Here is a 26,525-nt window from a genome sequence, read left to right as displayed (position 1 = left end):
CGTAGTCGGAGTCGAGGCAGTCGAGGCGCGATCGAGGACGTGTCGCCGGCCCAGGCCCGCCCCGTCGCGCCGGCGCATCCGCCGGTCGAGGTGCCGCTTCAGGCGGTGCCGCTCTCGCCGAGCCGCGGCTGAAGAATCCCTGCGGCCCATCTCGGACCCGGACGCCGAGGTTTCCGAACGCTCCTGGGCGGCGACACTACATCCTGCTCACCCCTGAGGCGAGGCTCAAGGCACGTTCGCGGTGTTCATCTGGAAGGGCTTGCCGGGCAAGGGCATCGCGCCACCGTACTCGGCCACGGCGCCGTTGATCGGGCAGCCGTTGGGCGCCGGGCATGCACCGCCGTCGGTGAAGATCACCGGACCGTAGCGGTAGTTGCGTACCGCCTTGCCGGCGTAGTCGAGCGCGCTCAGCACAAAGCCCTGGTTGGCGAAGTTGTCCGCGTCCTCCACCGCGATCAGGTCCCTCATCTCCTTGTGCCGGATGGTGCGGACGATCTTGCCGCTGTTGCCGTTGGATGCGAATCGCACCCAGTTGATCCTGTTGTCGCCGCGGGAGGCCACGATGACCTGCTGGTTGCTCGAGTCGATGCTGTCGTCGGCCGGCTCGCCCTTGGAGGTCGCAAGCGACGTCGGATTGCGGCCGATGCCGGTCACGCTGCCCACTTCGGCGATGTTGCTTGCCATCGGCTTGGCCGCCGTGTTCCAGCCGTCGCCCGGCGCGAAGCCGTCGAGGCTGTAGATGTGCAGCGTGCCGTCCTGCGTCGCGATCCAGGCGCGCGGGGTGGAACCGAAGACCGTGGTCTTCACCGCGGTCGGGCGCGCACCCAGCGACACCGTCTTGAGCACCGTCGGCTTCTGCGAGGCCTGCACGTCGAAGGTGAACGGCCACTGGTTGGCCGCCTGGCCGAAGTTGGTCGTCTGGCTCACGTTCGAGCTGAAGTACATGCCGTTGAAGTAGGCAAACAGCGGCTTCAGGTCGATGAACGCGGCCTTCTGCTCCGACTTGGAGATCACCACCGCCACACCGCCCTTGGCGTAGTTGTAGTAGTGGGCGCCGCCGCTCGCGAACTTCCGCCAGTGGCTTGTCAGCGGCGAGTTCGCGAGGCCGACGAACTGGCCCGCTGTCGGGCCGCTCCCATAGAGCGTCTTGAACTGGTCCATGCCGGTGGTGACGGCGATCTCGGTGGGCGCGTTGATGCCCGGCAGGTCGACGTAGCCCAGGATCTTCATGAAGGCGATGTCACCCATGTTCGGCAAGCCGGGATACACACCCATCCACTCCTGCCAGTAGTTGTACCAACGGGTGGCGTCGTGTGGATCGCAACCGTCGCACAGGCCTGCCAGTGCGATGACCGCCACCTGGCCCTTGAGTGCCTGCGTGTCCCACACCGTGACCAGGGCGAACTCGCTGTTGTTGGTCATCGCGATGGCCGTCGGCACCTTGTTGGCGGGCAGCTTCACCGTCGCCCGGTTGTGGGCCGTGTTGCTGCCGACCGTCCCGATGACGCCGTTCTGGAACGCGACGAGGCCCTGGGCGCAGAAGCCGGGTCGCCCGCCGCAGCGGCCTGCGGCGATCGGGTCGCCGCTCACGATGCCCTGCTCGCGATAGTCCATCACGGTAATGCTGTCGATGCCGCCGCCGGCAGTGGTTGCGCGCGTCCAGCTCAGCTGCGGCGACTGGGCAAACACGCCGTACATGTAGTTCGAGACCTGGATCTCGGCCACGCCCACGCGTTGCGCCGTGTTGTCCGCCACGAAGGTGATCGCGGCCTGGTTCGACGAGTAGGAACCGGCATCGCCGGAGGGCCGTCCGACCTGCCACCAGAACGGATAGTCGGGCGCCGGTGCGGCTAGCTTGATGTCCGCACGCCTGTTCAGCGCCGGGCCGGTGTTGGCCGTGCCGGAGGAGATGGCGTCCGGGCCGTACCGGTAGGCGATGCCGGCGTCCTTGCTCAACTGGGCCGCCATGGCGGTGTACTGCGCCGGAACGATGTTCAGGGCGCTGTCCACGATGTCGCCGGGTAGGGGCGCCGCGAACGCGCTGAACCCACCACGGCCTTCATTGCCGCTTGCTGCCAATATGCCTGCTGCGACAAACAGCAGAAGAGAAACTCGCTGCGTCATCGAGAACCCGCCGGCCAACGGAATCCGGGCCTTACCGGGACAAGGTCGACTTGCCGAACAGGCTTTCGATCAGCTCCACCGCCACTTCCGCCGTGCGGTTGCGCACGTCCAGCGCCGGGTTGAGCTCGACCACGTCCAGCGACGACAGCCGGCCGGTGTCGGCGATCATCTCCATGCAAAGCTGCATCTCGCGCCACGTCGGCCCGCCGCGCACGCCGGTGCCCACGCCGGGCGCGTAGTCGGGGTCGAGGCAGTCGAGGTCGAAGCTCACATGCAGGTGCGTGTCCTCGTCCACGTCCTGCAGCGCCTCGGTCATGGTGGTGCGCATGCCGTGCTCGTCGATGTGGCGCATGTCGAACACGTTGAGGCCCATCGTGCGGATCGCCGCTTTTTCATGCGCGTCGACGCTGCGGATGCCGATGAAGCGGATCGCGTCGTGCTCGAGCGCAGCGCGTTCGCCGCTCCAGCCCGTCAGCGCTTCCGGGCCGTGGCCCAGCAGGCACGAGACCGGCATGCCGTGCAGGTTGCCGCTCGGGCTGGTGGTCTCGGTGTTGACATCGGAATGCGCATCGAGCCACAGCACGCGCAGCTTCTTGCCGCGCTGTCGCGCATGCCGGGCGATGGCGCTGATCGAGCCGACCGCGATGCTGTGGTCGCCGCCCAGCAGGATCGGCAGCTGATTGGCCGTGAGCGCGGCATCGACGGCGTCGTAGACCGCCCGGTTCCACGCCACGACTTCGTCGAGGTGATGCAGCTCGGCGGTCGGCGCGATCCAGGGCGTCGCCGGCCCGGAAAGATTGCCCTGGTCCATGACCTCGAAGCCGAGGCGCGCGAGCGTCTGCGCGAGGCCGGCCACGCGCAGCGCGTCGGGGCCCATGCCGGCGCCTCGCGTGCTGGCGCCGATATCGGTCGGTGCGCCGATGAGTTGCAGGGTCGCGGTCATGGGCAGGGGCCTCCGGAAGTGCGATGCCTAACGGTACAGCATCGGGACCGGGCCCGCCCCCGGGTTGCCGAGGGGGCCGCCCGCTCAGGGCTGCGCCATCTTGCAGTCCGTGCCCTGCGCGAGCTCGTTGCCGCTGTAGACCGCATCGGTGCGGAAGCCGTAGTTGGTGCCTTCCCAGCCGACCTTCACCGTCTTGCCGTCCACCGGCGCGATGGTGTTGACCACCTGCGGGATCAGCAGCTGATGGTCTTCGGCGCGCATGCGCACCGGGCCGACCACCGAATCGAACGTGAGGTTCTCCATGGCCTTCGCCACCTTGGGCGTGTCCATGCTGCCGGCCTTGTTGATCGCGGCAGCCAGCAGGCGCGGCGTCATCTCGATGCGCGGCGCGAGGAAGTCCTTGCCCGTCTTGGCCTTGTAGGCCTTGGCGAGCGCATCGACCTTCGGCGAATCGGCCTGGCCCGGATGCCACTCGGCCACCCAGGTGAGCTGTCCGATCTTCGCCTGCGACACCGCGAGCACGGTGCCCGGTACCGAGCCGGCGCTGTGGTTGAAGTAGTGCAGGTCGTAGCCCGCATCGCCCGCGGCCTTGAGCAGCAGCGTCATGTCCTGGCCCCAGTTGCCGGTGATCACAGAATCGGCGCCCGACTGGCGGATGTTCGCGACATAGGGCGCGAAGTCCTTCACCCGGCCGATCGGGTGCAGCGTCTCGCCGACGAACTGGATGTCGGGCCGCGCGAGGCCCACCAACTGGCGGCCGTAGCTGGCCCACTGCTTGCCGTGCGCGTAGTCCTGGTTCAGCAGGTAGACCTTCTTCACCTCCGGCGTCTTCTTGATGTAGTTGGCGATGGCCTTCATCTTCATCGCCGTGTTCGCATCGGTCTGGAAGTGCCAGAAGCTGCATTGCCTGCCGGTCAGCTCGGGGTCGATCGACGAGTGGTTGAGCACCAGCAGCTCCTTGCCCGGGTTGCGCTGGTTCCACTTGTTCACCGCCTGCACGATCGAGCTCACCACCGACGAGCCCGAGCCGCCGGTGACGATCGCGCGCGCGCCCTGGTCGATCGCCGCCTGCAGCGCGCTCTGGCTCTCCTGCGCCGAGAGCTTGCTGTCGAACTGGAGCAGCTGCAGCCTGGTGCCGCCGAGCACGCCGCCCTTGGCGTTGATGTCCTCGATCGCGAACTGGGTGTGCGTGAGCATCAGCTCGCCCACGTTCGCGAAGGGGCCCGAGAGCGGGTCGATGTAGGCGATCTTGTAGGTCTGCTGCGCGTGCGCCGAACCGGCGGTGACGAGCGCCGCGGCCGCCACGGGCGCGAGCAGGGAAGGGAACTTCATGGACTGTCTCCGGTGGGTGGTTATCGGCGCTCGCGCAGGCCGATCACGCGCCATGCGAGCTTCGAGAGTTCGGCCGTCATTTCTTCCGGCGAAAGACGGCCGTCGGGCTTGTACCAGCTGAAGAGAAAGCCCGGCAGGCTCAGCGCCGCGAACGCGGTGATCTTGGTTTCGCCGAAGTCGAGGTCGCCGTCGCGCCGCGCCTCTTCCAGCAGCGGAAAGAGCTGGTCGTAGAAGTGATGCGCGAGCTTCTTCTGCGCCGCGAGGTACTCGGGGCGGTACACCTGCGGCTCCTTGTAGGCGAAGAAGGCGCAGGGGTAGTGCGAGATGGTGGCGCGGATCAGCCGCTCGATGCCTTCCTTGACCTTCAGGACGGCGCGGCGGTGGTCGTCGGGCGGGAAGTCCATCGCGGTGAAGCAGTCCACCGCGGGCCGCCACGACAGCGTCTCGAAGATCTCCTGCTTGTCGCGGAAGTAGTAATAGACGAAGGGCTTGGTCGCATCGAGCGCGCGCACGATCTGCGCCATCGTGGTGTTGGCGTAGCCCTGCGTCGCAAAGAGCTGCGTGGCCGCCTGCAGGATGCGCTCGCGCTGCACGTCGGTGCCCGCGGTGGCGGCGCGCTGCCGGCCCGTGCCCTGCGGGCGGTCGGGCCGCGCGGCGGGCGCAGGGCCTTGCCCAGAGGGTTTGTGCGGTGTCGCCGAAGTTATACCCATGGGTAGGATTGTTCGTGCACCATGCGGCGATTGGCAAGCGGCCAAGCCCTATCGATAACCCGAAGATCACAGACCTTGGAGTGACGCCATGGAGACAACCCAGCTTCCCGACCGACCGCAGCAGCCCCTGCACGAGTACCTGCGCACGCATGCGCGCGAGCGCGGCAGCCATCCGGCCTGCATCTGGTACGGCCACGCGATGAGCTACGCCGAGCTCGATGCCGCGAGCGATGCCTTCGCCGCGAGGCTGCAGGCGATCGGTGTCGGCAAGGGCGATCCGGTGGTGCTCTTCCTCAACAACTGCCCGCAGTACCTCGTCGCGCACTACGGCATCCAGAAGATCGGCGCCATCGTCTGCCCAAGCGGCCCGCTCAACAAGGAGCACGAGCTGGCCTACCAGGTGAACGACCTGAAGGCACGCGTGATCGTCGCGGCATCGTCGCTGCTGCCGGTGGTCGACAAGGTGCGGGCGACGAGCGCACTCGCGCATGTGTTCGTGGTGCACTACGCAGACCTGCTGCCCGCGTCGCCTGCACTGGACCTGCCCGCCGAGGTGGCCGCTGCGCAAGGCGAAGCGCGCAGCGTGCCGGCAGGGTGCGAAGACTTCCTCGCCGTGATGAAGAGCGGCGCGCGCCCCGCACCGGTGGCGCTGTCGCTGGATGACGTCGCGCTCATGACCTACACCTCGGGCACCACCGGCCTGCCCAAGGGCGCGATGCTCAGCTACGGCAACGCGCTCTTCAAGACCCGCGCCGCGGCCGACTGCAACGGCGTCAACGGCGGCGACGTGCTGCTGTCGATCGCGCCGCTCTATCACATCGCCGGCATGCTGATGGGCGTGAACGTGCCGGTGCTCACCGGCGCGACCTCGGTCCTGCTGCACCGCTTCGAGCCCCGCGCCGCCCTGCAGGCGATCGAGCGCTACAGAGTCACGTGGTGGTACAGCATCGCGCCGATGAACGTCGCGTGCATGCAGGTGCCGGGCATCGCCGGCATCGATCTCTCGACCCTCAGCATGAACCCGGTGACCAGCTTCGGCATCGCCTTCACCGAGCCGCTGGCGCAGCAGTGGCGCGGCTTCGCGAAGAACTGCAGCTCGTTCGAGGCCGCCTATGGCCTAAGCGAAAGCCACACCTGCGACACCTACACGCCGCACCATGCGCCGCGCTGGGGCACGCAGGGCGTGGCGGTGCCGGGCGTGACCATCCGCATCATCGATCCCGACACCGGCGCGGCCAAGCCGACGGGCGAGATCGGCGAGATCGTGCTCGCCAGCCCGGGCACCTTCAAGGGCTACTGGAACAAGCCCGAAGCCACCGCCGCGACCCTGCGCAACGGATGGGTGCACACCGGCGACATGGGCAAGCTCGATGCCGACGGCTACCTCACCTTCATCGGCCGCTTCAAGGAAATGATCAAGGTCTCGGGTTACAGCGTGTTCCCCGAGGAGGTCGAGACCATCCTCATCAAGCACCCCGCCGTAGCGCAGGCAGCCGTGGTTGCGCAGCCCGATGCGGAGAAGGGCGAGGTGGTCAAGGCGTTCATCGTGAAGAGGCCGGGCGCCGAGATCGATGCGGACGCGCTCGTCGCCTGGTCGCGCGACAACATGGCCAGCTACAAGGCACCGCGCGTGGTTCGCTTCATCGATGCGTTGCCGACGACAGGCGCCGGCAAGGTGCTGCGCCGACTGTTGAAGGATTGATCGAATGCTGCAGAGAGTTCTGATTGCCAACCGCGGCGAGATCGCGGTGCGGCTGGTGCGCGCGCTGCGCGACCTGGGCATCGCGAGCGTGGCGGTGCATGCGAAGGACGATGCGGCGGCATTGCATGTGCAGCTGGCCGACGTGGCGGTTCCCCTCTCGGCCACCGGGCCGTCGGCGTACCTCGACATGGCCGCGCTGATCGCGATCGCGCGCGCGCACGGCTGCGATGCGGTGCACCCGGGCTATGGCTTCCTGAGCGAGCGCGCCGACTTCGCGCAGGCCTGCGCCGACGCGGGCCTGCGCTTCATCGGCCCGACGCCCGGGCAGCTTTCGCTCTTCGGCGACAAGGCGCGTGCGCGGGCGCTGGCCGAGCAGTGCGGCGTGCCGGTGATGCCCGGCAGCGCGGGCGCGGTCACGCTGGCCGAAGCGCAGGCCTTCTTCGCGGCGCAGCAGGCCGACGGCGCCGGGGTGATGGTGAAGGCGATCGGCGGCGGCGGTGGGCGCGGCATGCGCGCGGTGCTCGGCGCCGACGAGCTGCCCGACGCCCATGCGCGCTGCATGTCCGAAGCCAGGGCCGCCTTCGGCGTCGAAGGCGTCTACGTCGAGCGCCTGATGCGCAATGCGCGGCACATCGAGGTGCAGGTGCTCGGCGACGGCCAGGCGGTCGCGAGCCTGGGCGAGCGCGAATGCACGCTGCAGCGGCGCTTCCAGAAGCTGGTCGAGATCGCGCCGAGTCCCTCCCTGCCTGAAGCGTTGCGCGACAAGGTCACGCAGGCCGCGCTGCGCATGGCGAAGGCGGTGGGCTACCAGAGCCTCGGCACCTTCGAATTCCTCGTCGACGAACACTCGACGACGCTGCCCTTCGTCTTCATCGAAGCCAATCCGCGCCTGCAGGTCGAGCACACGGTGACCGAGGCGGTGACCGGACTCGACCTGGTGCAGCTCCAGGTGGGCGTCGCGAGCGGGCAGACGCTCGCGGATCTGGGCATCGACGGCACTCGCACTGCAGCGCAGCGCGGCTTCGCGGTGCAGTGGCGCATCAACGCCGAGACGCTCGATGCGCAAGGCAATGCGCGCCCGTCCGGCGGCACGCTGACGCGATTCGACCTGCCGGCGGGGCCGGGCGTGCGGGTCGATTCGCACGGCTATGCGGGCCTTTCGCCTTCGCCGCACTACGACACGCTGCTCGCCAAGCTCATCGTGCATTCGCCGTCGCCGCGTTTTGCCGATGCGGTGCGACGATCGCTGCGTGCGCTCGAAGAGTGCCATGTCGACGGCATCGCGACCAATCTGTCGCTCCTGCGTGCGATCGGCACGCGCCCCGAGTTCGCCGTGCAGGCCGTGCACACGCGTTTCGTCGAAGCGCATCTGGCGGACCTGCTCGCCTCGGCGGCCCACATCGATGCGGCGGTCGCGAAGCATGCGCGGCCGGCCGCGATCCAGGCCGACGCGACCGTGCAGCCGGACGACGAAGACGGCCTTCGCATCAAGGCCCCGATGCCCGCGAAGCTCGTTCAGTTCGAGGTCGACGTCGGCGACGTGGTCCCGGCCGGCGCGCAGATCGGCGTGCTCGAAGCGATGAAGATGGAGCACCTGCTGCACGCGCCCGCGGCCGGCCGCGTGGTCGCTTTGCTCGCGGAGCCCGGCGACTACCTCGTCGAAGGCCAGTCCCTCGTGAAGCTGGAGCCGGTCGATGCCCATGCGGTCGAAGGCGAGGTGCGTACCGAGCAGGACCTCGGCGCGATCCGCCCCGATCTGCAGAAGGTGATCGACCGCCACGCCTTCACGCTCGATGCGAACCGCAAGGCCGCTGTCGCGAAGCGCCACGCGCAGGGCGGCCGCACTGCGCGCGAGAACATCGCCGACCTGTGCGAGTTGGCCGAGGACCCGGGCAACTTCACCGAATACGGCGCGCTGGCGATCGCCGCGCAGACGCGCCGCCGTTCGCTCGAGGACCTGATCGCCAACACGCCGGCCGACGGCATGGTGACCGGCATCGGCAGCATCAATGCGAAACGGTTCGGCCCCGAGAAATCGCGCTGCGTCGTGATGTCCTACGACTACACCGTGCTCGCCGGCACGCAGGGCCTGCGCAATCACCACAAGACCGACCGCATGCTGGGCATCGCGCACCAGTTGAACTTGCCGGTGGTGCTGTTCGCCGAGGGCGGCGGCGGCCGGCCGGGCGACACCGACATGCCGATCGTCGCCGGCCTCAACAACCACACCTTCAGCCAGTTCGCGGCGCTCTCGGGCAAGGTGCCGGTCGTCGGCATCGTGCATGGACGCTGCTTCGCCGGCAATGCGGCGCTGCTGGGCTGCGCGGACGTGATCATCGCGACCGAGGCCAGCAACATCGGCATGAGCGGGCCCGCGATGATCGAGGGCGGCGGCCTCGGCAGCTTCGCGCCGGAGCAGATCGGGCCGAGCAGCGTGCAGTCTCGCAATGGCGTGATCGACATCCTCGTGAAGGACGAGGTCGAAGCGGTGGCGGCCGCGAAGCTGTACCTCTCGTACTTCCAGGGAGGGACGAGCGATTGGGAATGCGCCGATCCGCGCGCGCTGCGCCATGCGATCCCCGAGAACCGCCTGCGCGTCTACGACGTGCGCGCGGCGATGCGCGGCGTGGCCGACACCGGCTCGCTGCTGGAACTGCGCGCCGGCTTCGGCGCCGGCATCGTGACCGCGCTCGCGCGCATCGAGGGCAAGCCGGTGGGGTTGCTCGCGAACAACCCGCATCACCTCGGCGGCGCGATCGATGTCGAGGCCGCGGACAAGGCCGCGCGCTTCATGCAACTGTGCAATGCACACGGCCTGCCGCTGGTTGCGCTGTGCGACACGCCGGGTTTCATGGTCGGCCCCGAGGTCGAGGCGCAGGCGCAGGTGCGCCGCGTGTGCCGTATGTTCATGGTTGCATCGCATCTGCGGGTGCCCTACTTCGCGGTGGTGCTGCGCAAGGGCTACGGTCTCGGCGCGCAGGCCATGACTGCGGGCGGCTTCGACGCGCCGGTGTTCACGGTCGCGTGGCCGACCGGCGAGTTCGGCGCGATGGGGCTCGAAGGGGCCGTGCGGCTCGGCTTCCGCAAGGAGCTCGAAGCCGCCGCCGAAGGGCCGGAGCGCGACGCGCTGTTCAGGAAGCTGGTCGCGCAGCAGTACGCGAACGGCGAGGCGATCCACATGGCGCAGACGCTGGAGATCGATGCGGTGATCGATCCGGCGGATACGCGCGCCTGGCTGGTGCGCGGCCTGGCGTCTTGCGCCGCGTCGAAGCGCGAGGCAACGGCCTACGTCGATACCTGGTGAATCGCGCGTGCTTCTGCAGGAGCAGGCCTACGCGTGCGTTCCGGTCGACCAGGGAAGTCACAGCTCTACACAACACTTCGTCAGCGGCTTACAAGCAGTTCACATGGGGCGTGGAGGATGAAGTCTCCAGCAACTCGAAGGAGTCCCCATGAAAAAACTCGCTGTCACTTTCGCAATGGGAGTCGCATCCGTGCTGACGGTGGGCACCGCGATGGTCGCGCCGACCGCTGCGCAGGCCCAGGCCGTGATCTCGGTGCAGGTCGCGCCGCCGCCGCCGCGCTACGAGCCGGTTCCGCCGCCGCGCCCGGGCTACGTCTGGGCACCGGGCCACTACGAGTGGAACGGCCATCACCATGTGTGGAATCGCGGCAACTGGATGCGCGAAAGGCCGGGCTATGCCTACCGCGCACCGGAATGGCGTGAACGCGATGGCCGCTGGGAATACCAACACGGCCGCTGGGACAGCGACCATGACGGCATACCGAACCGGTACGACCATCATCCCTACGACCCGAACCGGGGCTGACTTCAGAACAGGCGGAACACCAGGGGCATGAGGAGTGCGGCCAGCACCACCTGCATGCCCAGCGCCAATCCCGCATAGGCGCCCGCATCGGCGTTGACGTGCAAGGCACGTGCGGCGCCGATGCCGTGCGCGGCGGTGCCCAGGCCGAAGCCGCGCGCCGCAAAGCCCGTGGGGCTGGTGCTGATCCGCAGCATGTCGAAGAGGTACTTGCCCGAGAGGGCCCCGATCATCCCGGTGAGCACCGCGAACACCGCTGACAGAGCCGGGATGCCGCCGATCCTTTCCGAGATGCCCATCGCGACCGGCGCGGTCACCGACTTCGGCGCGAGCGACAGCACCACGTCGTGCGGCAACCCGAGCGCCCATCCCAAAGCGACGGCCGATCCGCCGGCCGCGGCGCCTCCCAGGAGCGATGCGAGCACCAGCCGCCCGAAGCGCGCGCGCAGCTCGGCGCGGCGCTGCCATAACGGCCACGCGAGCGCGACCACCGCGGGGCCGAGCAGGAAGTGGATGAACTGCGCCCCGGCGAAGTAGGTCTGGTAGTCCACGCGCGTGAGCAGCAGCCCGCCCGCGAGCACGATCACCGACCACAGCACCGGGTTGGCCCAGGGCGCGCCGCCGAGCCGCGCGTACACCGCGGCCGCGATCAGGTAGACGACCAGCGTGGCCGTGAGCCCGAACAGCGGGGTGGCGGAAAGATAGATCCAGAGTTCGACGAAGCGCGGCACGGTGATCCTCAGGGCTCGGTTCGCGTTTCGCTCTTGCGGTCCGGCCACCAGAGCACCAGCGCGGTGACGCCCAGGCCGATCCAGGTCGACAGCGCGATGATGATCAGCATGCGCCCGCCGTACTGGCTGAGCAGCGCGAGATGCGTCATCACGCCGACGCCGACCGGCACGAAGAGCAGCGAAAGATGCGTGAGCAGAAAGCCCGCGCATTCGGCCACCGGCTCGCGCACGACCGGAAAGCGCAGGCCCGCGAGCATCAGCAACATGCCGAGCACCGGGCCGGGAAAGGGCAGCGAGAGGCCGCGCGAAAGAACTTCGCCAATCGACTGGAACACCAGCAGCCAGGCCAGGCCTTGCAGTCCCTTCATGCTCAGAAGCGCGGAATGTCCGCGAAGGCTTGCGGCTGCCCGGCGCGGAACACCTGCTTGCCGTACTCGGCGCAGCGCTGCAGCGTCGGGATCACCTTGCCGGGATTGAGCACGCCGGCCGGATCGAAGGCGCGCTTGATGCCGAACATCTGCTCGTTCTCCTCGGCCGTGAACTGCACGCACATGCTGTTGAGCTTTTCCACGCCCACGCCGTGCTCGCCCGACACCGTGCCGCCCATCGCGACGCTGGTCTCCAGAATGTCGGCGCCGAACAGCTCGCAGCGATGCAGCTCGTCGGGGTCGTTGGCATCGAACAGCACCAGCGGATGCAGGTTGCCGTCGCCGGCGTGGAAGACGTTGCAGCAGCGCAAGTTGTATTTCTTCTCCATGTCCTGGATCGCTAGCAGGATGTCGGCCAGCCGCTTGCGCGGGATCGTCGAATCCAGGCACATGTAGTCGGGGCTGATGCGGCCCGAGGCGGGGAAGGCGTTCTTGCGGCCGCTCCAGAACTTGAGGCGCTCGTCCTCGTTCTCGCTGCAGGCGATCGCGGTGGCGCCGCAGCCGCACAGCACCTCGGTCATGCGGCCGATTTCCTCCTCGACCTCTTCGGGCGTGCCGTCGGATTCGCACAGCAGGATCGCGGCGGCGTCGAGGTCGTAGCCGGCATGCACGAAGTCCTCGACCGCGGCGGTCATGGGCTTGTCCATCATCTCCAGGCCGGCCGGGATGATGCCCGCGGCGATCACCGCGGCGACCGCATCGCCGGCTTTGCGCACGTCGTCGAAGCTCGCCATGATGCAGCGCGCGAGCTGCGGCTTGGGCACCAGCTTGACCGTGACTTCGAGCGTGACCGCGAGCATGCCTTCGCTGCCGATGACCAGCGGCAAGAGGTCGAGGCCGGCGCAGTCGAGCGCCTCGCCGCCGAATTCGACCGGCTCGCCTTCGGCCGTGAAGCCGCGCACCCGCAAGACGTTGTGCAGCGTCAGGCCGTACTTCAGGCAATGCACGCCGCCCGAGTTCTCGGCCACGTTGCCGCCGATGGTGCAGGCGATCTGGCTCGACGGATCGGGCGCGTAGTAAAGCCCGAAAGGCGAGGCCGCCTCGCTGATCGCGAGGTTGCGCACGCCGCACTGCACGACGGCGGTGCGGCTGACCGGGTCGATCTTGACGATGCGATTGAACTTGGCGAGCGACAGCGTCACGCCCATTGCGTTGGGCATCGCGCCGCCCGAGAGGCCGGTGCCGGCGCCGCGCGCCACCACCGGAACGCCGAGCGTGTGGCAGGCCTTGAGCACGGCGGCGACCTGCGCCTCGGTTTCCGGCAAGGCGACCACCAGTGGGCGCTGGCGGTAGGCGGTGAGGCCGTCGCATTCATAGGGGACCGTGTCCTCAGCGTTCCAGATCAGCGCATGGGCCGGCAGGTGCGGCTGCAGCGCCTGGACGATCCGGGCCTGCCGTTCGGACTTTTCCAGCGCCGATTGCTGCAGCGGTGTGGTGGGCGCGTTCATGGTGAATCCCCCCTGCTTGGATGGATGGGCCGCTACTTGAAGACCACGGTCCGGTGCCCGTTCAGCAGCACGCGATGCTCGCTGTGCCACTTCACGGCCCGCGCGAGCACCTGGGTTTCGGTGTCGCGGCCGCGTGCGGTCAGGTCTTCCACGGTGTCGGTGTGGTCGGCGCGCTCCACGTCCTGCTCGATGATCGGGCCTTCGTCGAGGTCGGCGGTCACGTAGTGCGCAGTGGCGCCGATCAGCTTCACGCCGCGGTCGTGCGCCTGGTAGTAGGGCTTGGCGCCCTTGAAGCTCGGCAGGAACGAGTGGTGGATGTTGATCGCGCGGCCCGCCAGTTGGGTGCACAGGTCGTTGCTCAGGATCTGCATGTAGCGCGCGAGCACCACGAGGTCGGCGCCTTCGGACTCGATGATCTCGAGCTGCCTGGCCTCGCCCTGCGCCTTGGTGGCCGCGGTCACCGGGATGTGGTGGAAGGGCACGTTGTAGCTCGCCGCGAGCTGGTAGAAGTCGCGGTGGTTCGAGACGATGGCGCGCACGTCGATGGCCAGCAGGCCGCTCTTCCAGCGGAACAGCAGGTCGTTGAGGCAGTGGCCTTCCTTGCTGACCATGATGACCGTCTTCATCGGCTCGGCGGCCGCGTAGAGCTTCCAGGTCATCCCGAATTTCGCCGCCAGCTCGGCGATCTGCTCGCGCAGCGCGGCTTCGCTCTCGTCGCAGGCGAAGCCCACGCGCATGAAGAACAGGCCGGTGCCGTGGTCGTTGTACTGCGCCGCTTCTTCGATGTTGCCGCCGCGATCGAGCAGGAAGCCGGAGACGGCATGGACGATGCCGGTGCGGTCGGGGCAGGAAAGGGTGAGGATGTAGGCGGAGGTCATAAGCATGGCCATTGTCGCAGGGAGCCCGGACCGCAATGCCGGTGCCAAAATGGCCCTTCCGGCAAGAATTCACCCACGAGGAGCGATTCATGGCTTACAACGACTTCAGCATGGACAACCAGTGGTTGCCCTTCACCCCGAACCGCCATTTCCGGAAGGACCCGCGGGTCTTCGTGGCGGCCGACGGGATGGAGTTCACCACGCACGACGGGCGCAAGGTGATCGACGGCATCTCGTCGCTCTGGTGCGTGGGCGCCGGCCATAACCGCAAACCGATCAACGAAGCGATCAAGGCGCAGCTCGACACGCTCGATTACGCGACCGCCTTCCAGGTCAGCAACGACAAGGCCTTCCGGGCCGCCGAGATGATCAGCGCGATGGCGCCCGGCGACCTCAACAAGGTGCTGTTCTGCAATTCGGGCAGCGAGGCGGCCGATACGTCGCTGAAGGTCGCGCTGGCCTACCACCGCGCGCGCGGCGAAGGGCACCGCAATGTCTTCATCGGCCGCGAGAAGGGCTACCACGGCGTTGGCTTCGGCGGCATGTCGGTGGGCGGCATTCCGGGCAACCGCAAGGTGTTCGGCTCGGCTTTCCTGCCGCGCGTGGACCACATGCGCTTCATCCACGACCCGGTCAACCACGCCTACATCCAAAACGAGGAGCCGGTCTGGGCCGAGGATGCGCTGGCCGACCTCGAGCAGCGCATCCTGCCGCTGCACGACCCGAGCAACGTGGCCGCGATCATCGTCGAGCCGATCGCCGGTTCGGCCGGCTGGTACGTGCCGCCCAAGGGCTACCTCACGAGGCTGCGCGAGATCTGCGACAGGCACGGCATCCTCCTGATCTTCGACGAGGTCATCACCGGCTTCGGCCGCATGGGCACCAACTTCGCGTCGGACTACTACGGCGTGGTGCCCGACATGCTGAACTTCGCCAAGTGCGTGACCAACGGCGTGATCCCGCTCGGCGGCGTGATCTGCCGCGACAAGCTCTACGACGCCATGATGAACACCTCGGCGCCGGAGCACGTGGTCGAGTTCTTCCACGGCTACACCTATTCGGGCCACCCGGTCGCCTGCGCGGCGGCGATCGCGACGCTCGATCTGTTCCGGAAAGAGCAGCTCTTCAAGCGCGCGGGCGAGATGGGCAAGGTGCTGGGCGATGCCTTCCACAGCACCTTCAAGGGCCTGCCGAACGTGATCGGCATCCGCAGCCTGGGCCTCGCGGCCGCGGTAGAGCTTGCGCCGGTCACGGGGCTGCCGGGCAAGCGCGCCTACGACATCTTCCTGGACTGCTTCCACAAGGGTTCGCTGGTCCGGCCGGCGGGCGACGTGCTGGTGATCGCGCCGCCGTACGTGGTCGAGAAGTCGCACATCGACACGCTGGTCAACACGCTGGCCGACTCGATCAGGAAGAACGCTTGACGGGGCGGATCTCGGCGCAATAGTCCTTCTCGGGCACCGGCGGCGTCGGCCACGCGGTGTCGAAGGCGCCCGCGGTGGCGCGCGGCGCACCCGCCTGCATCTGCACCACCTTCACCGACACATCGGTCGGCAGGTGCTGCGGCACGCCCAGCGCCTTGTTCGCGTGCCCGGCGCCGCTCACCAGCAGCACCGTCTTGCCCGGTGCGCGCGACTTGACGATCGCCTGGGCCATGGCCCGGTCGCGCGCGATCTGGATGCGCGTCATCGGCGCGATCTGCGATTCGGGCAGCAGGTTGCAGTGGCCGGCGCGCACCGCTTCCTCCTGCGCGGTGCGTGCCTCGACCGTCAACTGCGCGTCGAGCGAGACATCGGCCATCGCGTCCTTCATGTGCTCGCGCGGCAGGTTGGCGCCGACCACCGGCACCCCCGCGCGCACGGCCGCCATCACCGCGGGGCCGTAGGCGCTCCAGGGCCAGGCCTTGTCGTTCCAGCTCAGGGCGGCCTTGACCTGCTCCTCGGTCGCATCGCGTGGCAAGTACCCGGTGGCGTTGCCTTCCTCCGCCATCTCGATCGCCAGCGCGGCCAGCCGGCCCCGGGCGGCGAGCGCCTCGACGGTTTCGCGCTCCATCACCTGGTGCTCGGGCGCGTCGTGCTGTTCGCCGAGGAGCAGCGCGTCGACCGGCAGCAGTGCGGCGACGCGGCGTTCGGTCGGCGCGTCGGCGGACGGCGAGGTCGCACAGGCCATGAGCGTGGCGGCGCCGACGAGCGGCGCGAAGCGAAGGAACGCTTGGATGCGGAGGAGGGGCATGCCGTACTATGCCCGGCCCGCGCGCCGCCGTCAGATCTGTCTTGTCCAACGCTACCCTCCGATTCCCGCTCCGCGTTCTCGCCACCCTCCTGCTGGCCCTGGCCGCCGCGGGTGCCTGTCTGGCATTTCACACGCCGCTGCCCTGGATGATCGGGCCGCTGCTGGCCGTCTCCATCGCTTCGATCGCCGGCGCGCCGACCGCGAGCCACACGCCCTTGCGCAACGCGGGCCAGTGGATGATCGGCACGGCGCTGGGCCTTTATTTCACGCCGCAGGTGGTCGCGCTGGTGGCGAGCGTCTGGTGGGCGATCGCGCTCGCGATCGCCTGGGCGCTCGCCATGGGCGGGGCGTTCTCGTACTGGCTCTATCGGTTGCACGCGGCACGCATGCCGCATGTGCCAATGCGTTCGATGAGAGCGACGGCTTACTTTTCAGGCGCCATCGGCGGCGCATCGGAGATGACGCTGCTCGCCGAGCGGGCCGGCGCCCGCACCGATCTGGTGGCTTCGGCGCACAGTCTGCGGGTGGTGATGGTGACGGTGCTGATCCCGTTCGCGATGCAGTGGAGCGGCATGCACGGCCTCGAGATCAACCTGTCGAGCGTGCGCGAGGTCCGTGCGGGCGGCCTCGTCCTGCTGGTGCTGGCGACGGGCGCGGGGGCGGTGCTGATGCGGGCGATGGGGCGGTCCAACCCGTGGTTCATCGGTGCGCTGTTGGTGGCGATGGGCTTCAGCGTCGCGGGCGTCCAGCTTTCCGCGGTGCCGACCTGGCTGTCGAACACCGCGCAGCTCGTGATCGCGGTCAGCCTCGGCGCGCGTTTCAGCCGCGAATTCCTTCAGACCGCGCCGCGCTGGCTCGGGACCGTCGCCCTCGGAACGCTGGGCCTGATCGCCCTGTGCGGCGCCTTTGCGTGGGGCTTGGCGGTGGTGACCGGGCTGCATCCCGCCACCATGATCCTCGGGACATCGCCCGGCGGCATCGCCGAGATGTCGATCACCGCGAAGGTGCTTCAGCTCGGCGTGCCGGTGGTGACCGCGTTCCAGGTGTGCCGGCTGGTCGCGGTGCTGCTCGTCGTGGGGCCCTTGTACGGCTGGCTGTTCGGCCGCCAATGAAAAGGAGCGCCGAAGCGCTCCAGTCATGAAGAACAGGTGGAATCAGTGCACCAGGACCGGGGTGTGCGCCAGTTCGGCGTAGCCCTCCAGCGTGTCTTCGACTTCTTCCTGCGTGGGCGTGTTGAGCTGCCAGGCGGCGATCTGCTGCTGGAAGAGCTCGGCCCAGGAGCCATCGAGGTAGACCTCCTTGCCCGAGCGCTTGTCGACGATCTCGAAGCCATGGCGCGCCAGGGCCGGGACGTTCGGCGCCACGGGCGCGTCGCCTTCGGTCGGCTGCACGTGCACGACGACGAAGGAGTCGGAGTCGTAGAGCATTTGCATGGCGGGTCCTGTGAGGATTTCGATAGCGTTCATGGTCGTTAGATAGCAATCAACGCGCCAGTTTCAATATCCGTCGTCACAGCGTAGGAATGGGCCTGTATCTTTTTGTGACTTTTTACCTCGCCGGCGTGGAAAGCGGCTCCGGATCGTCCAGCCAGGCGACCATCAGCGTGTACGAGACGGCCAGCAACACCGGCCCGACGAAGATCCCGACCAGCCCGAAGGCGAGCAGCCCGCCGATCACGCCCGCGAAGATCAAGAGCAGCGGCAGGTCCGCGCCGCGCTTGATCAGGAACGGGCGCAGGAAGTTGTCCATCGTCCCGACGATGATGGTCCAGACCAGGAGGAAGATGCCCCAGCCGGTCGAGCCGCTCCAGAACACCCAGACCACCGCCGGCGCCAGCACCAGGGTCGGGCCGATCTGGACGATGCAGAACATGAACATCATCGCGGTCAGCAGGGCCGCGAAAGGCACCCCGGCGATCGCGAGGCCGATGCCGCCCATGACCGCCTGCACGATCGCGGTGACGCCCACCCCGAGCGCGACGCCGCGGATCGCCTTGCCGGCCAGCACGACTGCGCCTTCGCCGCGCTCGCCGCCGAGCTTGCGGCCGAACTGCCGCATCGTGGCCGCGGCGGTCTCGCCCTGGGCGTACATCAGGCCCGCGATGACGACGGTGAGGAGGAACTGCAAGGTCAGCGCGCCGACCACGCCCGCTTGCGCGAGCAACCATGTGGTGACCTGCTTGGCATAGGGCGCGATCTGGGATTCGAGCCCGGACACGCCCGAGGCGACCTGCGCGTTCCAGGCCGCGGTCAGCCTGGGCCCGACGAAGGGCAGGCTGCCGATCCAGGCCGGCAGTTCGGGCGCTCCCCGGCTGATCAGCGTCTTGACCCAGGTGTAGACCTCGTCGGCGTTGGCGGCGATGGTCGAGATCGCCATCGTCAGCGGCAGCACGAACAGCAGCAGCAGGATCAGCATCATCACCAGCACCGCGAGGCTGCGTCGCCCCCAAAGCTTCTCTTCGAACCACAGCAGCGCCGGCCAGCTCGCCACCACCACCATCGCGGCCCAGATCGTGGCGCCCAGGAACGGACGCAGGATCCAGAGCGACGAGGCGATGAGGAGCGCGATGCTCAGGACGCTGAAGGTGGTCTTGGCCAGGTCGGATCGAATGTCGGGCATGGTGCGGCGGCGCGGGTTGCTTGGACGCCTTGCAGTGTCACCGAAGTCGGCCGCCTCGGGGCCGATCCGGCTACATCGGCACCTTCTCGCGCAACTGCAGGTCGATGAAATCGCCGTTGGACTGAGTCTGCCGGATGCGTATCGGCAGATAGCCGAGCTCGGGCGCGAGCCACAGCTCGATCTTGTCGTCGAAGGGCTTGCGCGGGTTGCGCGTGAGCTTGCGCGCGGTGAACTCGCCGGCCTGCACCGCGACCTGCTCGTCGCCCGAGATCGTGAAGGTCCAGATCTCCGCGTCGCTCGGGCCGACCGTCTGCACGGCGATGACCGAGTCCGGCGGATAGCGCCCCGGGTCGCCCGCCATCAGCGCGCCGAGCTGCATGACCACGCTCAGCCGGTCCTGCGCGCCCGCCAGCAGCGGCGCGGCGGGCGAGTTGTTGCTGAAGACCACCGTCTTCTGGTCGCGCACGAAATGCGAGGCCACCTCGGTGCGGCGTTTGTCCGAATAGCGCAGCGGCTCGATGCCCGTCGGCCCGATCACGCCGGTGCTGCGCGTGTTGCGGAAGGTCACGAACAGGAACTTGATCGACAGGCTGGCGTCGTAGTGCGTGCCGTCCTGCTGCCAGAAGAGATCGCCGAACGCGCCCTGCATCGGCTGCGCGCCCTGTTGGGCGGTCGCGGCGAAGGCGAGCCGCACCGATCCCGAGATGCGCAGCGGCACCGAGCCGGGGATGTTGCCGCCCGTGTCGCCTGCGCCGGTGCCGGGTCCCTGGCCCGCGCCGTTGCCGGTCGTCGCTTCGCCGGTGGGCGCTTCCTGCGGCGCGACGGCGGCTTCGGGCGGAACCTGCGAGACCAGATCCTGCGACCCGGGCTGAGCCGATGCCGCTGTTTCCGGCTGAGGCGCCGGAGCCGGCGCCACCGGGCGCGGACGCGCGACCGGATGCGGGCGCGGCGGCTTCGGCGTCGGCCTGGCCTCGGCTTTCGGCGGCGGCGCCAAGGCGGGCGGCTCGCTGGCCGCGGGCGGCGCGACGATGATGGTCCGCGTGATGAACTTGTCGACCGCCGGCGCCGGCGGCGCCCCGACGATGGAGGGCGCGAGGCCCAGCACCGCCAGGTGCCCGGCCAGCACGATCGCCGTCACCACCGCCAGCGTGCGCCAGCGCGGACGCGGCGCATAGGACGGGGGGAGCAGCAGGGCGGATGTCGGCATCGGAAGTCGGACCCGGTGCCGGCCGCGAGGTTCACCTCGGTACACTGCCGCCCGGTCAACCAGTTTAGTAGCGATGCCGCGCCGGCATCCGCCGCCACCCATGAAACTCGCCACCCTCAAAGACGGCTCGCGCGACGGCCAGCTGGTCGTCGTCTCCCGCGACCTGACGAGCGCCCACTACGCCACCGGCATCGCCAACCGCCTGCAGCAGGCGCTGGACGACTGGGGCTTCATCGGCCCGCAGCTCCAGGCGCTCTACGACGCGCTCAATACCGGGCGCGCGCGGCATGCGTTTCCGTTCGACCCGTCGCAGTGCATGGCGCCGCTGCCGCGCGCCTACCAGTGGGCCGACGGCTCGGCCTACCTCAACCACGTCGAGCTGGTGCGCAAGGCGCGCAATGCCGAGGTGCCGCAGAGCTTCTACACCGATCCGCTCATGTACCAGGGCGGCAGCGACGACTTCATCGGCCCGTGCGACCCGGTGGTCGTGCCCAGCGAGGCCTTCGGCATCGACTTCGAGGCCGAGATCGCCGTCGTCACCGGCGACGTGAAGATGGGCGCCACGCCGGCGCAGGCGCTCGACGGCATCCGTCTCGTGATGCTCGCCAACGACGTCAGCCTGCGCAACCTGATCCCGGCCGAACTGGCCAAGGGCTTCGGCTTCTTCCAGAGCAAGCCCGCGACCTCGTTCAGCCCCGTGGCGGTGACGATCGACGAGCTCGGCGACGCCTGGCAGGGCGGCCGCGTGCACCTCCAGCTGCAAAGCACCTGGAACGGCCGCAAGGTCGGCATGTGCGATGCGGGCGAGGAAATGACCTTCCACTTCGGCGAACTCGTCGCACACATCGCCAAGACGCGCAACGTGCGCGCCGGCAGCATCGTCGGCAGCGGCACGGTGAGCAACAAGGGCGTCGAAAAAGACGGCCGCATGGAGTGGCCCAGGGGCTACAGCTGCATCGCCGAGAAGCGCTGCATCGAGACCATCCAGGACGGCCAGCCGAGCACCGAGTTCATGAAGTTCGGCGACACCATCCGCATCGAGATGAAGGGCAAGGACGGCCACTCGATCTTCGGCGCGATCGACCAGGAAGTGGTGTCGCCCGCGGGCGCGGCGGCCGGCGCCGCCGGCTGATCTACCCGATCGCACGCCGCTTCGCTTCGAGGTAGGCACGGATCTCGTCGATGTCGCGCAGATCGACGATCCGGACCTCGCGGAATGCCTTGCTGCGCATCCGGACCTCATTGGCGAAGGCATTCGCCTGCGAGCGGTACATCCGTTCCTTCTCCATGGCGGTGGCGGTGTTGGCCATGTAGCCGTCGATCACGCGCTCCGCGGTCAGCAGCGTGGTCGGGATGTCGAAGTAGACATCCCGCTTGCCCTTGAAGGCCCACAGCATCGGCCTGCCTTCCGCGCCGCCCGCCGCGTCGGTCTGCTCGCATGCCGCGCCGAACACGTGACGGACATTGGCGATGTCCAGCCCGTGGAAGGAGTTGTGCGGCACCAGCAGCTCCACCGTGAACGGCCCCAGCTTCGCCTCGTGCTCGCGGCGCCTTTCGACGAAGGGCCGGACCGCCTGCTCGTAGTAGCCGATGGCCAGGGACGATGCCGGCGCCCAGCGCGGAAGGAAGTCCGCCGACCGCTCCTTGATCAGCGCCACGATCCGGAGCAGGGCGGCCTCCAGGCTCTTCTTGTCCGAGAAGCGCAGCCGCTGGATGCCGCGGATGTCGCCGGCCACATGGCTCGCCTCGCCCTTGCCGACCTGCTCCAGGATGAACACGCGCTTGGTGCCGATGTGGCCGTAGAAGAGGCCCAGCTCGAAAAGCACGTTGTCGCGCACCGTGATCTTCGTGTTCTGGGCCTTGGCGTCCTCCACCTTCTTCAACGATTCCGCGACGGTCTGGCGCAGGTCGTCCTGGCTGAAGACGAGGATCGCCCATTCGCAGGTCTTGGCCGCGAGGTCGAGGATCTGGTAGGTCTCGGCGCCGATATGCCCTTCGAACCAGTCGCCCCACAGGTTGACGTTCAGCGGAGGGTCGAGTTCTGCCTTGGAGAAGATGTCCTTCAAGAGCGGAACGAATTGCTTGTTCTTCGCCAGGAACTCCGATGAACTGCCGACGAAGACGTCGTTGGGGCTGTCTTGCATGTGCTTCCTCTCTCCATGGCATTGATGAACGGAAGGCGATCGCATTGTGGGCTGCGCCGCGCTTGCCGTACATCGGCCGGAGGTCATGCATGCGGGCCGCGCAGCAGCTCGCTCAGCCGCCGGCGGCAAGCGCCGCCTACGGATATGTCGCTGCTGGCGACACGTCAATAGAACGTGTCGCTGTTTTTTGATTTTGTCGACACGTTGATGCCTCATGTCGCTGGTAACGACACGAGCGCCAAACCTGTTGCTGATTTGGCTTTTCATCGACAATCCGCGGGGCGCCCTATGCCTCAACCAAGCGCGTCTGGGTTTTAGCCAAGCTTGAGTCGAGTCGAGATGCATTTCACGGCGTTGAGTGATTTCGACCTCAAGACCGGGTGAGCAACTCCTTCAAAGTCCCGATCCCGAGCCGGCGGAACGCGCGGTACTGGTGCGTGCGCGCGGTGGTGAGTTCGATGCCGATCTCGCGCGCCGCTTCCTTGGCGGTCTTCCCCGCGAGCAGGTGGCCGATGACCTCGCGCTCGCGCAGGCTCAGCACCAGGAGGCGCGAAGCGAGCAGCGGCTCGGCGGCCTCGTGCCGTGCGGCGGTGCTGCGGGCGTGCGCGACCGTGGCGTCGGCCAGCAGCTGCGCGTGCGCTTCGAGGCGTGCGAAATCGTGCTCGTCGAAGTCCGGCTGCGCGAGGCTGCGGTAGAAGCTCACCGCCGCGCGCTGGCCGGTCGGCAGCAGCACCAGCACCGAGGCCCGCTCGCGGATGCCGACGTCGGTGTAGCAGGCGGCGCGATAGGCCGGATCGGCCACGTCCTCGGCCGTGTGATGCCCCATCCAGAGCTGCGGCCGCTTCGGCAGCTTGCGCGCCGCGAGCCAGGCCATGTTGGGGTCGAGCAGATCGAAGCGTTCCGCGACGTAGCGCTCGGCCGTGCGTTCCGCAGTGTTGCCGTAGGTGCTGGCGGCGGACACGGTTTCGATGCGGCCCGACGCACTGGCCGCGAACACGGTACAGAACGTCACCGGCAGCACGCGATGCATCGCCGACAGGTAGCTCGCCGCCAGATGCGAGGTGCCGATGCCGGCCAGCACACCGCTGACCAGCGCCGGCGCGAGTGGGATTTGATCGGCTTCGCGCACGGGCCAGCGCTTCATCGGGATTCCAGACTCGGATTCGGGTTAATACCTCGTACGAAGTTACGACGTCGCGCGTCTCGTCGCATCGGGACAATCCCGTCGCATGAACACCGCTGCCGTCTCTCCTCCCGCCGCGCGTGCCGGCGATGCCGCGACCGGCCCCTTGCCGCCGGTCGCAGGCGATCTGCCGCCCTCCGTCGGCGCCTTCGACTACACGCGCTTCGCGCCGCGGCTGCCGCTGCTCGAAGACGGCATGGAGCCGGGCCGTCATCCGGTCGTGATCGCCGGCGGTGGTCCGGTCGGCATGGCGCTCGCGCTCGGGCTGGCCAACCATGGCGTGCGCAGCGTGATCCTGGAGGCCGACGACACCGTCTGCGTGGGCAGCCGTGCGGCCTGCATCTCGCGCCGCAGCCTGGAGATCGTCGAGCGCCTGGGCGCGCTGCCGGCCTTCATGGCCAAGGGCCTGCCGTGGGCCGGCGGCCGCAGCTTCTACAAGACCGATGAAGTCTTCCGCTTCGAGATGCCGACCAGCGCGCAACAGAAGCTGCCGCCGATGATCAACCTCGAGCAGTACTACATCGAGCAGTACCTGCTGGACGAGATCGTGCGCCGCAACGCCGAGACGCCGGGGCTGATCGACATCCGCTGGGGCACCGAGCTCACCGGCTTCTCGGAGGAAGGCGATGGCCTCGTGCTGTCGGCGCGCAACGCGCTGGGTGCCTACCGGTTGCGCGGGCAATGGCTGGTCGGCTGCGACGGCGGGCAGAGCTTCGTGCGCAAGTCGCTCGGCCTCAATCTCGAAGGCACGGCCTACGAAGGCCGCTACGTGATCATCGACATCGAGCTGCACAGCGGCCACCCTACCGAGCGGCGCGCGTGGTTCGATCCGCCGTGGAATCCCGGCTCGACCGTGCTGATGCACAAGCAGCCCGATGACATCTGGCGCATCGACTACCAGCTGCGTGCCGGCCAGAGCACCGAGGAGGCGCTGCAGCCCGCGGCGGTGACCGAATTCGTGCAGCGCCATCTCGATGCGATCGGCGAAGGCCACCTGCCGTGGAAGACGGTCTGGACCTCGGTCTACCGCGCCGGCGCGATGACGCTCGAGGACTACCGCCACGGCCGCGTGCTGTTCGCCGGCAATGCCGCGCACGCGATGCCGATCTTCGGCGTGCGCGGACTGAACTCGGGCTTCGACGATGCCGACAACCTCGCGTGGAAGCTGGCGCACGTGGTGCGCGGACTGTCCGATGTCGCATTGCTCGACAGCTACTCGCAGGAGCGCATCGCGGCCTTCCACATCAATGCCGAGAGCGCGATGCGCAGCACCGAATTCATGTCGCCGCCGTCGCGCGGCTTCGACCTGCTGCGCGAGGCGGCGCTGTCGCTGTCGGGCGCGCATCGCGGCATCGCGAACCTGATCAATCCGCGCCAGACCCAGGCGGTCGAGTACCGCGATTCGGTGCTCTCCACCGGAGGCGACGGCCTGACGGCGGGCCCGTGCCCCGGCGAGGCGATGCCCGAGCAGCCGCTCGCGCACGACCTGCATCTGAGCGACCGGCTGCGGCCGACCTTCATGGTGCTGGTGCTCAACATGGACAAGACGGACGAGGCGCTGGCCGCCGAGATCGCCGACGCAAAGGCCGGTCCGCTCGCGCTGAACGTGTGCGAACTGCCGCCCCGCAGCGCCGACGCGTCGGTGTTCGCCGCGCTCGGTGCGGCGCAGGGCGCGGTGTATCTGCTGCGCCCCGACGGCCACGTCGCCGCGCGCTGGCGCCGGGTGCCCAAGGGCGCCTTGCTTCGCGCGCTCGCGCGTGCCTCCTTCCTTGTCGAAACGGAACGCTCATGACTGCCCTTGATCTCGACGCGCGCGATCGCGTCTATGCCGAATGCGCCCGCGCCATCAGCGAGGCCGGCACCGAGCGAGAATCGCTCTTCCTCGCGCGGCTGGCCCTGCTGCTGTTCGAGCAGGTCGGCGATGAAGCACGCTGCCGCGCCGCACTGGCGCAGGCGCTCGACGGCCTGCCCGTGCCGTCCTTGTCCGCCGCCGGGGACTGACCCTTCCATACCGACATCCAGAAGACCAGGAGACCATTCGATGGATCGCAGAACTCTGCTCACCACGCTGGCCGCGACGGCAGCCGCAGGCGCAGCGCCGTGGGCCCGGGCCCAGGACTATCCCCAGCAGCTCGTCAAGTGGGTGGTGCCCTACCCGGCGGGCGGCGGCACCGACGTGATCGCGCGCACGCTCTCCGAGGCCATGCGCCAGACGCTGGGCCAGCAGATCGTCATCGACAACCGCCCCGGCGCATCGACCAACATCGGCGCCGAGATCGTCGCCAGGTCCAAGCCGGACGGCTACACCATCCTGTCGGCGGACAACGCGGTGCTGGCCTTCAACGAGCACCTGTTCAACAAGCTGCCGTTCAACCCCGAAAAGGACTTCAGCTACATCGGCGCGATCGGCAAGTTCCCGCTCGCGCTGGTGGTGCATCCGGATTTCCCGGCGAAGGACTTCAAGGCTTTCCTGGCCTACGTGAAGGCCAATCCCGGCAAGGTCAACTACGCCTCGCCCGGCAACGGCTCGCCGCACCACCTGGCGATGGAGATGTTCAAGAACCGCACCGGCACTTTCATCACGCACATCCCCTACCGCGGCGCGGCGCCGGCGATGGCCGATGTGATGGGCGGCCAGGTGCCGTGCATGTTCCTCGACCTCGCCTCGGGCCTGTCGATCATGCAGGGCAAGAAGGTGCGCGTGCTGGCGATCGGCTCGGGCGCGCGCTCGAAGCTCTTGCCCGACGTGCCGACGCTCGCCGAAGTGGGCGTGCCCAATTCGGAAGTGTTCGCCTTCCAGGGCATCCTCGGCCCGGCGGGCATGCCGCCCGCGGTCGTCAACCGGCTCAATGCGGATCTGAACAAGGCCTTCACCACGCCCGCGGTAGAGAAGCGCTTCGCCGATTTCGGCATGGAAGCCATGCCCGGCACGCCGCAGCAGTTCTTTGCGCTGTCTCGCGCCGAATCGCGCCGCTGGGGTCCGATCATCAAGGCCGCCGACATCAAGCTGGACTGAG

The 26,525-nt window shown here is 68.3% G+C and carries 23 protein-coding genes; 9 read left to right on the top strand and 14 right to left on the bottom strand.

Features of this window, described 5'->3' with window-relative positions; all coding sequences use genetic code 11:
* Positions 1-225: 225 nt before the first annotated feature.
* The 4 genes from VAR608DRAFT_RS15320 to VAR608DRAFT_RS15305 form a co-directional block, all read right to left on the bottom strand.
* Positions 226-2,010 (bottom strand): hypothetical protein, encoded by a 1,785-nt coding sequence (locus tag VAR608DRAFT_RS15320; RefSeq protein ID WP_157730987.1) that lies wholly within the window; start codon positions 2,008-2,010, stop codon positions 226-228.
* 145 nt (positions 2,011-2,155) lie between these two features.
* The gene (gene rocF / locus VAR608DRAFT_RS15315; protein ID WP_088954831.1) at positions 2,156-3,067 is read right to left on the bottom strand and encodes an arginase; all 912 of its coding nucleotides are present in this window, start codon (positions 3,065-3,067) and stop codon (positions 2,156-2,158) included.
* Between the two features lie 84 nt (positions 3,068-3,151).
* Positions 3,152-4,399: a branched-chain amino acid ABC transporter substrate-binding protein gene (locus VAR608DRAFT_RS15310; RefSeq protein ID WP_088954830.1), complete on the bottom strand. Its 1,248-nt coding sequence runs from the start codon at positions 4,397-4,399 to the stop codon at positions 3,152-3,154.
* Between the two features lie 20 nt (positions 4,400-4,419).
* Positions 4,420-5,109, bottom strand: coding sequence for a TetR/AcrR family transcriptional regulator (locus tag VAR608DRAFT_RS15305; protein ID WP_088954829.1), 690 nt, complete (start codon positions 5,107-5,109; stop codon positions 4,420-4,422).
* Positions 5,110-5,197: 88 nt separating this feature from the next.
* Between VAR608DRAFT_RS15305 and VAR608DRAFT_RS15300 the strand changes: the two genes are divergently transcribed.
* The 3 genes from VAR608DRAFT_RS15300 (at position 5,198) to VAR608DRAFT_RS15290 (ending at position 10,641) form a co-directional block, all read left to right on the top strand.
* Positions 5,198-6,811 carry an AMP-binding protein gene (locus VAR608DRAFT_RS15300; protein ID WP_088954828.1) on the top strand — a complete coding sequence of 538 codons (1,614 nt, stop codon included), beginning with the start codon at positions 5,198-5,200 and terminating at the stop codon, positions 6,809-6,811.
* A 4-nt stretch (positions 6,812-6,815) separates the two neighbouring features.
* Positions 6,816-10,115, top strand: a complete 3,300-nt coding sequence (locus VAR608DRAFT_RS15295; RefSeq protein WP_088954827.1) for a carboxyl transferase domain-containing protein — start codon at positions 6,816-6,818, stop codon at positions 10,113-10,115.
* Positions 10,116-10,263: 148 nt separating this feature from the next.
* Positions 10,264-10,641, top strand: coding sequence for a YXWGXW repeat-containing protein (locus VAR608DRAFT_RS15290; RefSeq protein WP_088954826.1), 378 nt, complete (start codon positions 10,264-10,266; stop codon positions 10,639-10,641).
* Between the two features lie 2 nt (positions 10,642-10,643).
* Here the strand turns inward: VAR608DRAFT_RS15290 and VAR608DRAFT_RS15285 are convergent, their stop codons facing one another.
* The 4 genes from VAR608DRAFT_RS15285 to purU are packed head-to-tail and all read right to left on the bottom strand — an operon-like array spanning position 10,644 to position 14,123.
* A complete protein-coding gene (locus VAR608DRAFT_RS15285; protein ID WP_088954825.1) occupies positions 10,644-11,369 on the bottom strand; it encodes an LrgB family protein in 726 nt (241 codons plus the stop codon).
* An 8-nt stretch (positions 11,370-11,377) separates the two neighbouring features.
* On the bottom strand, positions 11,378-11,737 hold the full coding sequence (locus VAR608DRAFT_RS15280; protein ID WP_088954824.1) for a CidA/LrgA family protein: 360 nt from the start codon (positions 11,735-11,737) through the stop codon (positions 11,378-11,380).
* Between the two features lie 2 nt (positions 11,738-11,739).
* Positions 11,740-13,245, bottom strand: coding sequence for an FAD-linked oxidase C-terminal domain-containing protein (locus VAR608DRAFT_RS15275; RefSeq protein ID WP_088954823.1), 1,506 nt, complete (start codon positions 13,243-13,245; stop codon positions 11,740-11,742).
* Between the two features lie 32 nt (positions 13,246-13,277).
* Positions 13,278-14,123 carry a formyltetrahydrofolate deformylase gene (purU, locus tag VAR608DRAFT_RS15270; protein ID WP_088954822.1) on the bottom strand — a complete coding sequence of 282 codons (846 nt, stop codon included), beginning with the start codon at positions 14,121-14,123 and terminating at the stop codon, positions 13,278-13,280.
* 89 nt (positions 14,124-14,212) lie between these two features.
* Here purU and VAR608DRAFT_RS15265 point away from each other — a divergent pair, with 89 nt between their 5' ends.
* On the top strand, positions 14,213-15,547 hold the full coding sequence (locus VAR608DRAFT_RS15265) for an aminotransferase class III-fold pyridoxal phosphate-dependent enzyme (protein ID WP_088954821.1): 1,335 nt from the start codon (positions 14,213-14,215) through the stop codon (positions 15,545-15,547).
* Here the strand turns inward: VAR608DRAFT_RS15265 and VAR608DRAFT_RS15260 are convergent.
* A complete protein-coding gene (locus VAR608DRAFT_RS15260) occupies positions 15,531-16,355 on the bottom strand; it encodes a ChaN family lipoprotein (RefSeq protein WP_088954820.1) in 825 nt (274 codons plus the stop codon). The genes VAR608DRAFT_RS15265 and VAR608DRAFT_RS15260 overlap by 17 nt on opposite strands.
* 8 nt (positions 16,356-16,363) lie before the next feature.
* On the opposite strand from VAR608DRAFT_RS15260, the gene VAR608DRAFT_RS15255 reads away from it, so the two are divergent.
* Positions 16,364-17,467: an AbrB family transcriptional regulator gene (locus VAR608DRAFT_RS15255; protein ID WP_088954819.1), complete on the top strand. Its 1,104-nt coding sequence runs from the start codon at positions 16,364-16,366 to the stop codon at positions 17,465-17,467.
* A 42-nt stretch (positions 17,468-17,509) separates the two neighbouring features.
* Here the strand turns inward: VAR608DRAFT_RS15255 and VAR608DRAFT_RS15250 are convergent, their stop codons facing one another.
* The 3 genes from VAR608DRAFT_RS15250 to VAR608DRAFT_RS15240 form a co-directional block, all read right to left on the bottom strand.
* Positions 17,510-17,788, bottom strand: a complete 279-nt coding sequence (locus tag VAR608DRAFT_RS15250) for a BTH_I0359 family protein (RefSeq protein ID WP_172843856.1) — start codon at positions 17,786-17,788, stop codon at positions 17,510-17,512.
* Between the two features lie 115 nt (positions 17,789-17,903).
* On the bottom strand, positions 17,904-18,974 hold the full coding sequence (ydiK, locus tag VAR608DRAFT_RS15245) for an AI-2E family transporter YdiK (protein WP_088954817.1): 1,071 nt from the start codon (positions 18,972-18,974) through the stop codon (positions 17,904-17,906).
* 70 nt (positions 18,975-19,044) lie between these two features.
* On the bottom strand, positions 19,045-20,181 hold the full coding sequence (locus tag VAR608DRAFT_RS15240) for a DUF3108 domain-containing protein (RefSeq protein WP_088954816.1): 1,137 nt from the start codon (positions 20,179-20,181) through the stop codon (positions 19,045-19,047).
* A gap of 100 nt (positions 20,182-20,281) precedes the next feature.
* Between VAR608DRAFT_RS15240 and VAR608DRAFT_RS15235 the strand changes: the two genes are divergently transcribed.
* Positions 20,282-21,313, top strand: a complete 1,032-nt coding sequence (locus tag VAR608DRAFT_RS15235) for a fumarylacetoacetate hydrolase family protein (RefSeq protein ID WP_088954815.1) — start codon at positions 20,282-20,284, stop codon at positions 21,311-21,313.
* Between the two features lies 1 nt (position 21,314).
* Here the strand turns inward: VAR608DRAFT_RS15235 and VAR608DRAFT_RS15230 are convergent, their stop codons facing one another.
* Both VAR608DRAFT_RS15230 and VAR608DRAFT_RS15225 read right to left on the bottom strand, forming a co-directional pair.
* The gene (locus VAR608DRAFT_RS15230; protein WP_157730985.1) at positions 21,315-22,325 is read right to left on the bottom strand and encodes a TIR domain-containing protein; all 1,011 of its coding nucleotides are present in this window, start codon (positions 22,323-22,325) and stop codon (positions 21,315-21,317) included.
* A 370-nt stretch (positions 22,326-22,695) separates the two neighbouring features.
* Complete coding sequence (locus tag VAR608DRAFT_RS15225; protein ID WP_088954813.1) at positions 22,696-23,469, bottom strand: LuxR C-terminal-related transcriptional regulator; 774 nt, start codon at positions 23,467-23,469, stop codon at positions 22,696-22,698.
* An 85-nt stretch (positions 23,470-23,554) separates the two neighbouring features.
* On the opposite strand from VAR608DRAFT_RS15225, the gene VAR608DRAFT_RS15220 reads away from it, so the two are divergent.
* Genes VAR608DRAFT_RS15220 through VAR608DRAFT_RS15210 form a run of 3 tightly spaced genes read left to right on the top strand, consistent with a single transcriptional unit; the run spans position 23,555 to position 26,524 of the window.
* Positions 23,555-25,300, top strand: coding sequence for an FAD-dependent monooxygenase (locus tag VAR608DRAFT_RS15220; RefSeq protein WP_088954812.1), 1,746 nt, complete (start codon positions 23,555-23,557; stop codon positions 25,298-25,300).
* The gene (locus VAR608DRAFT_RS15215) at positions 25,297-25,509 is read left to right on the top strand and encodes a DUF2783 domain-containing protein (protein ID WP_088954811.1); all 213 of its coding nucleotides are present in this window, start codon (positions 25,297-25,299) and stop codon (positions 25,507-25,509) included. The genes VAR608DRAFT_RS15220 and VAR608DRAFT_RS15215 overlap by 4 nt, the downstream gene beginning before the upstream one ends.
* A gap of 40 nt (positions 25,510-25,549) precedes the next feature.
* Positions 25,550-26,524: a Bug family tripartite tricarboxylate transporter substrate binding protein gene (locus VAR608DRAFT_RS15210; protein ID WP_088954810.1), complete on the top strand. Its 975-nt coding sequence runs from the start codon at positions 25,550-25,552 to the stop codon at positions 26,522-26,524.
* Position 26,525: the final 1 nt, after the last annotated feature.

The sequence above is a fragment of the Variovorax sp. HW608 genome (assembly GCF_900090195.1).
GTDB lineage: Bacteria > Pseudomonadota > Gammaproteobacteria > Burkholderiales > Burkholderiaceae_C > Variovorax.
This window is presented reverse-complemented; position numbering and strand designations above follow the sequence as displayed.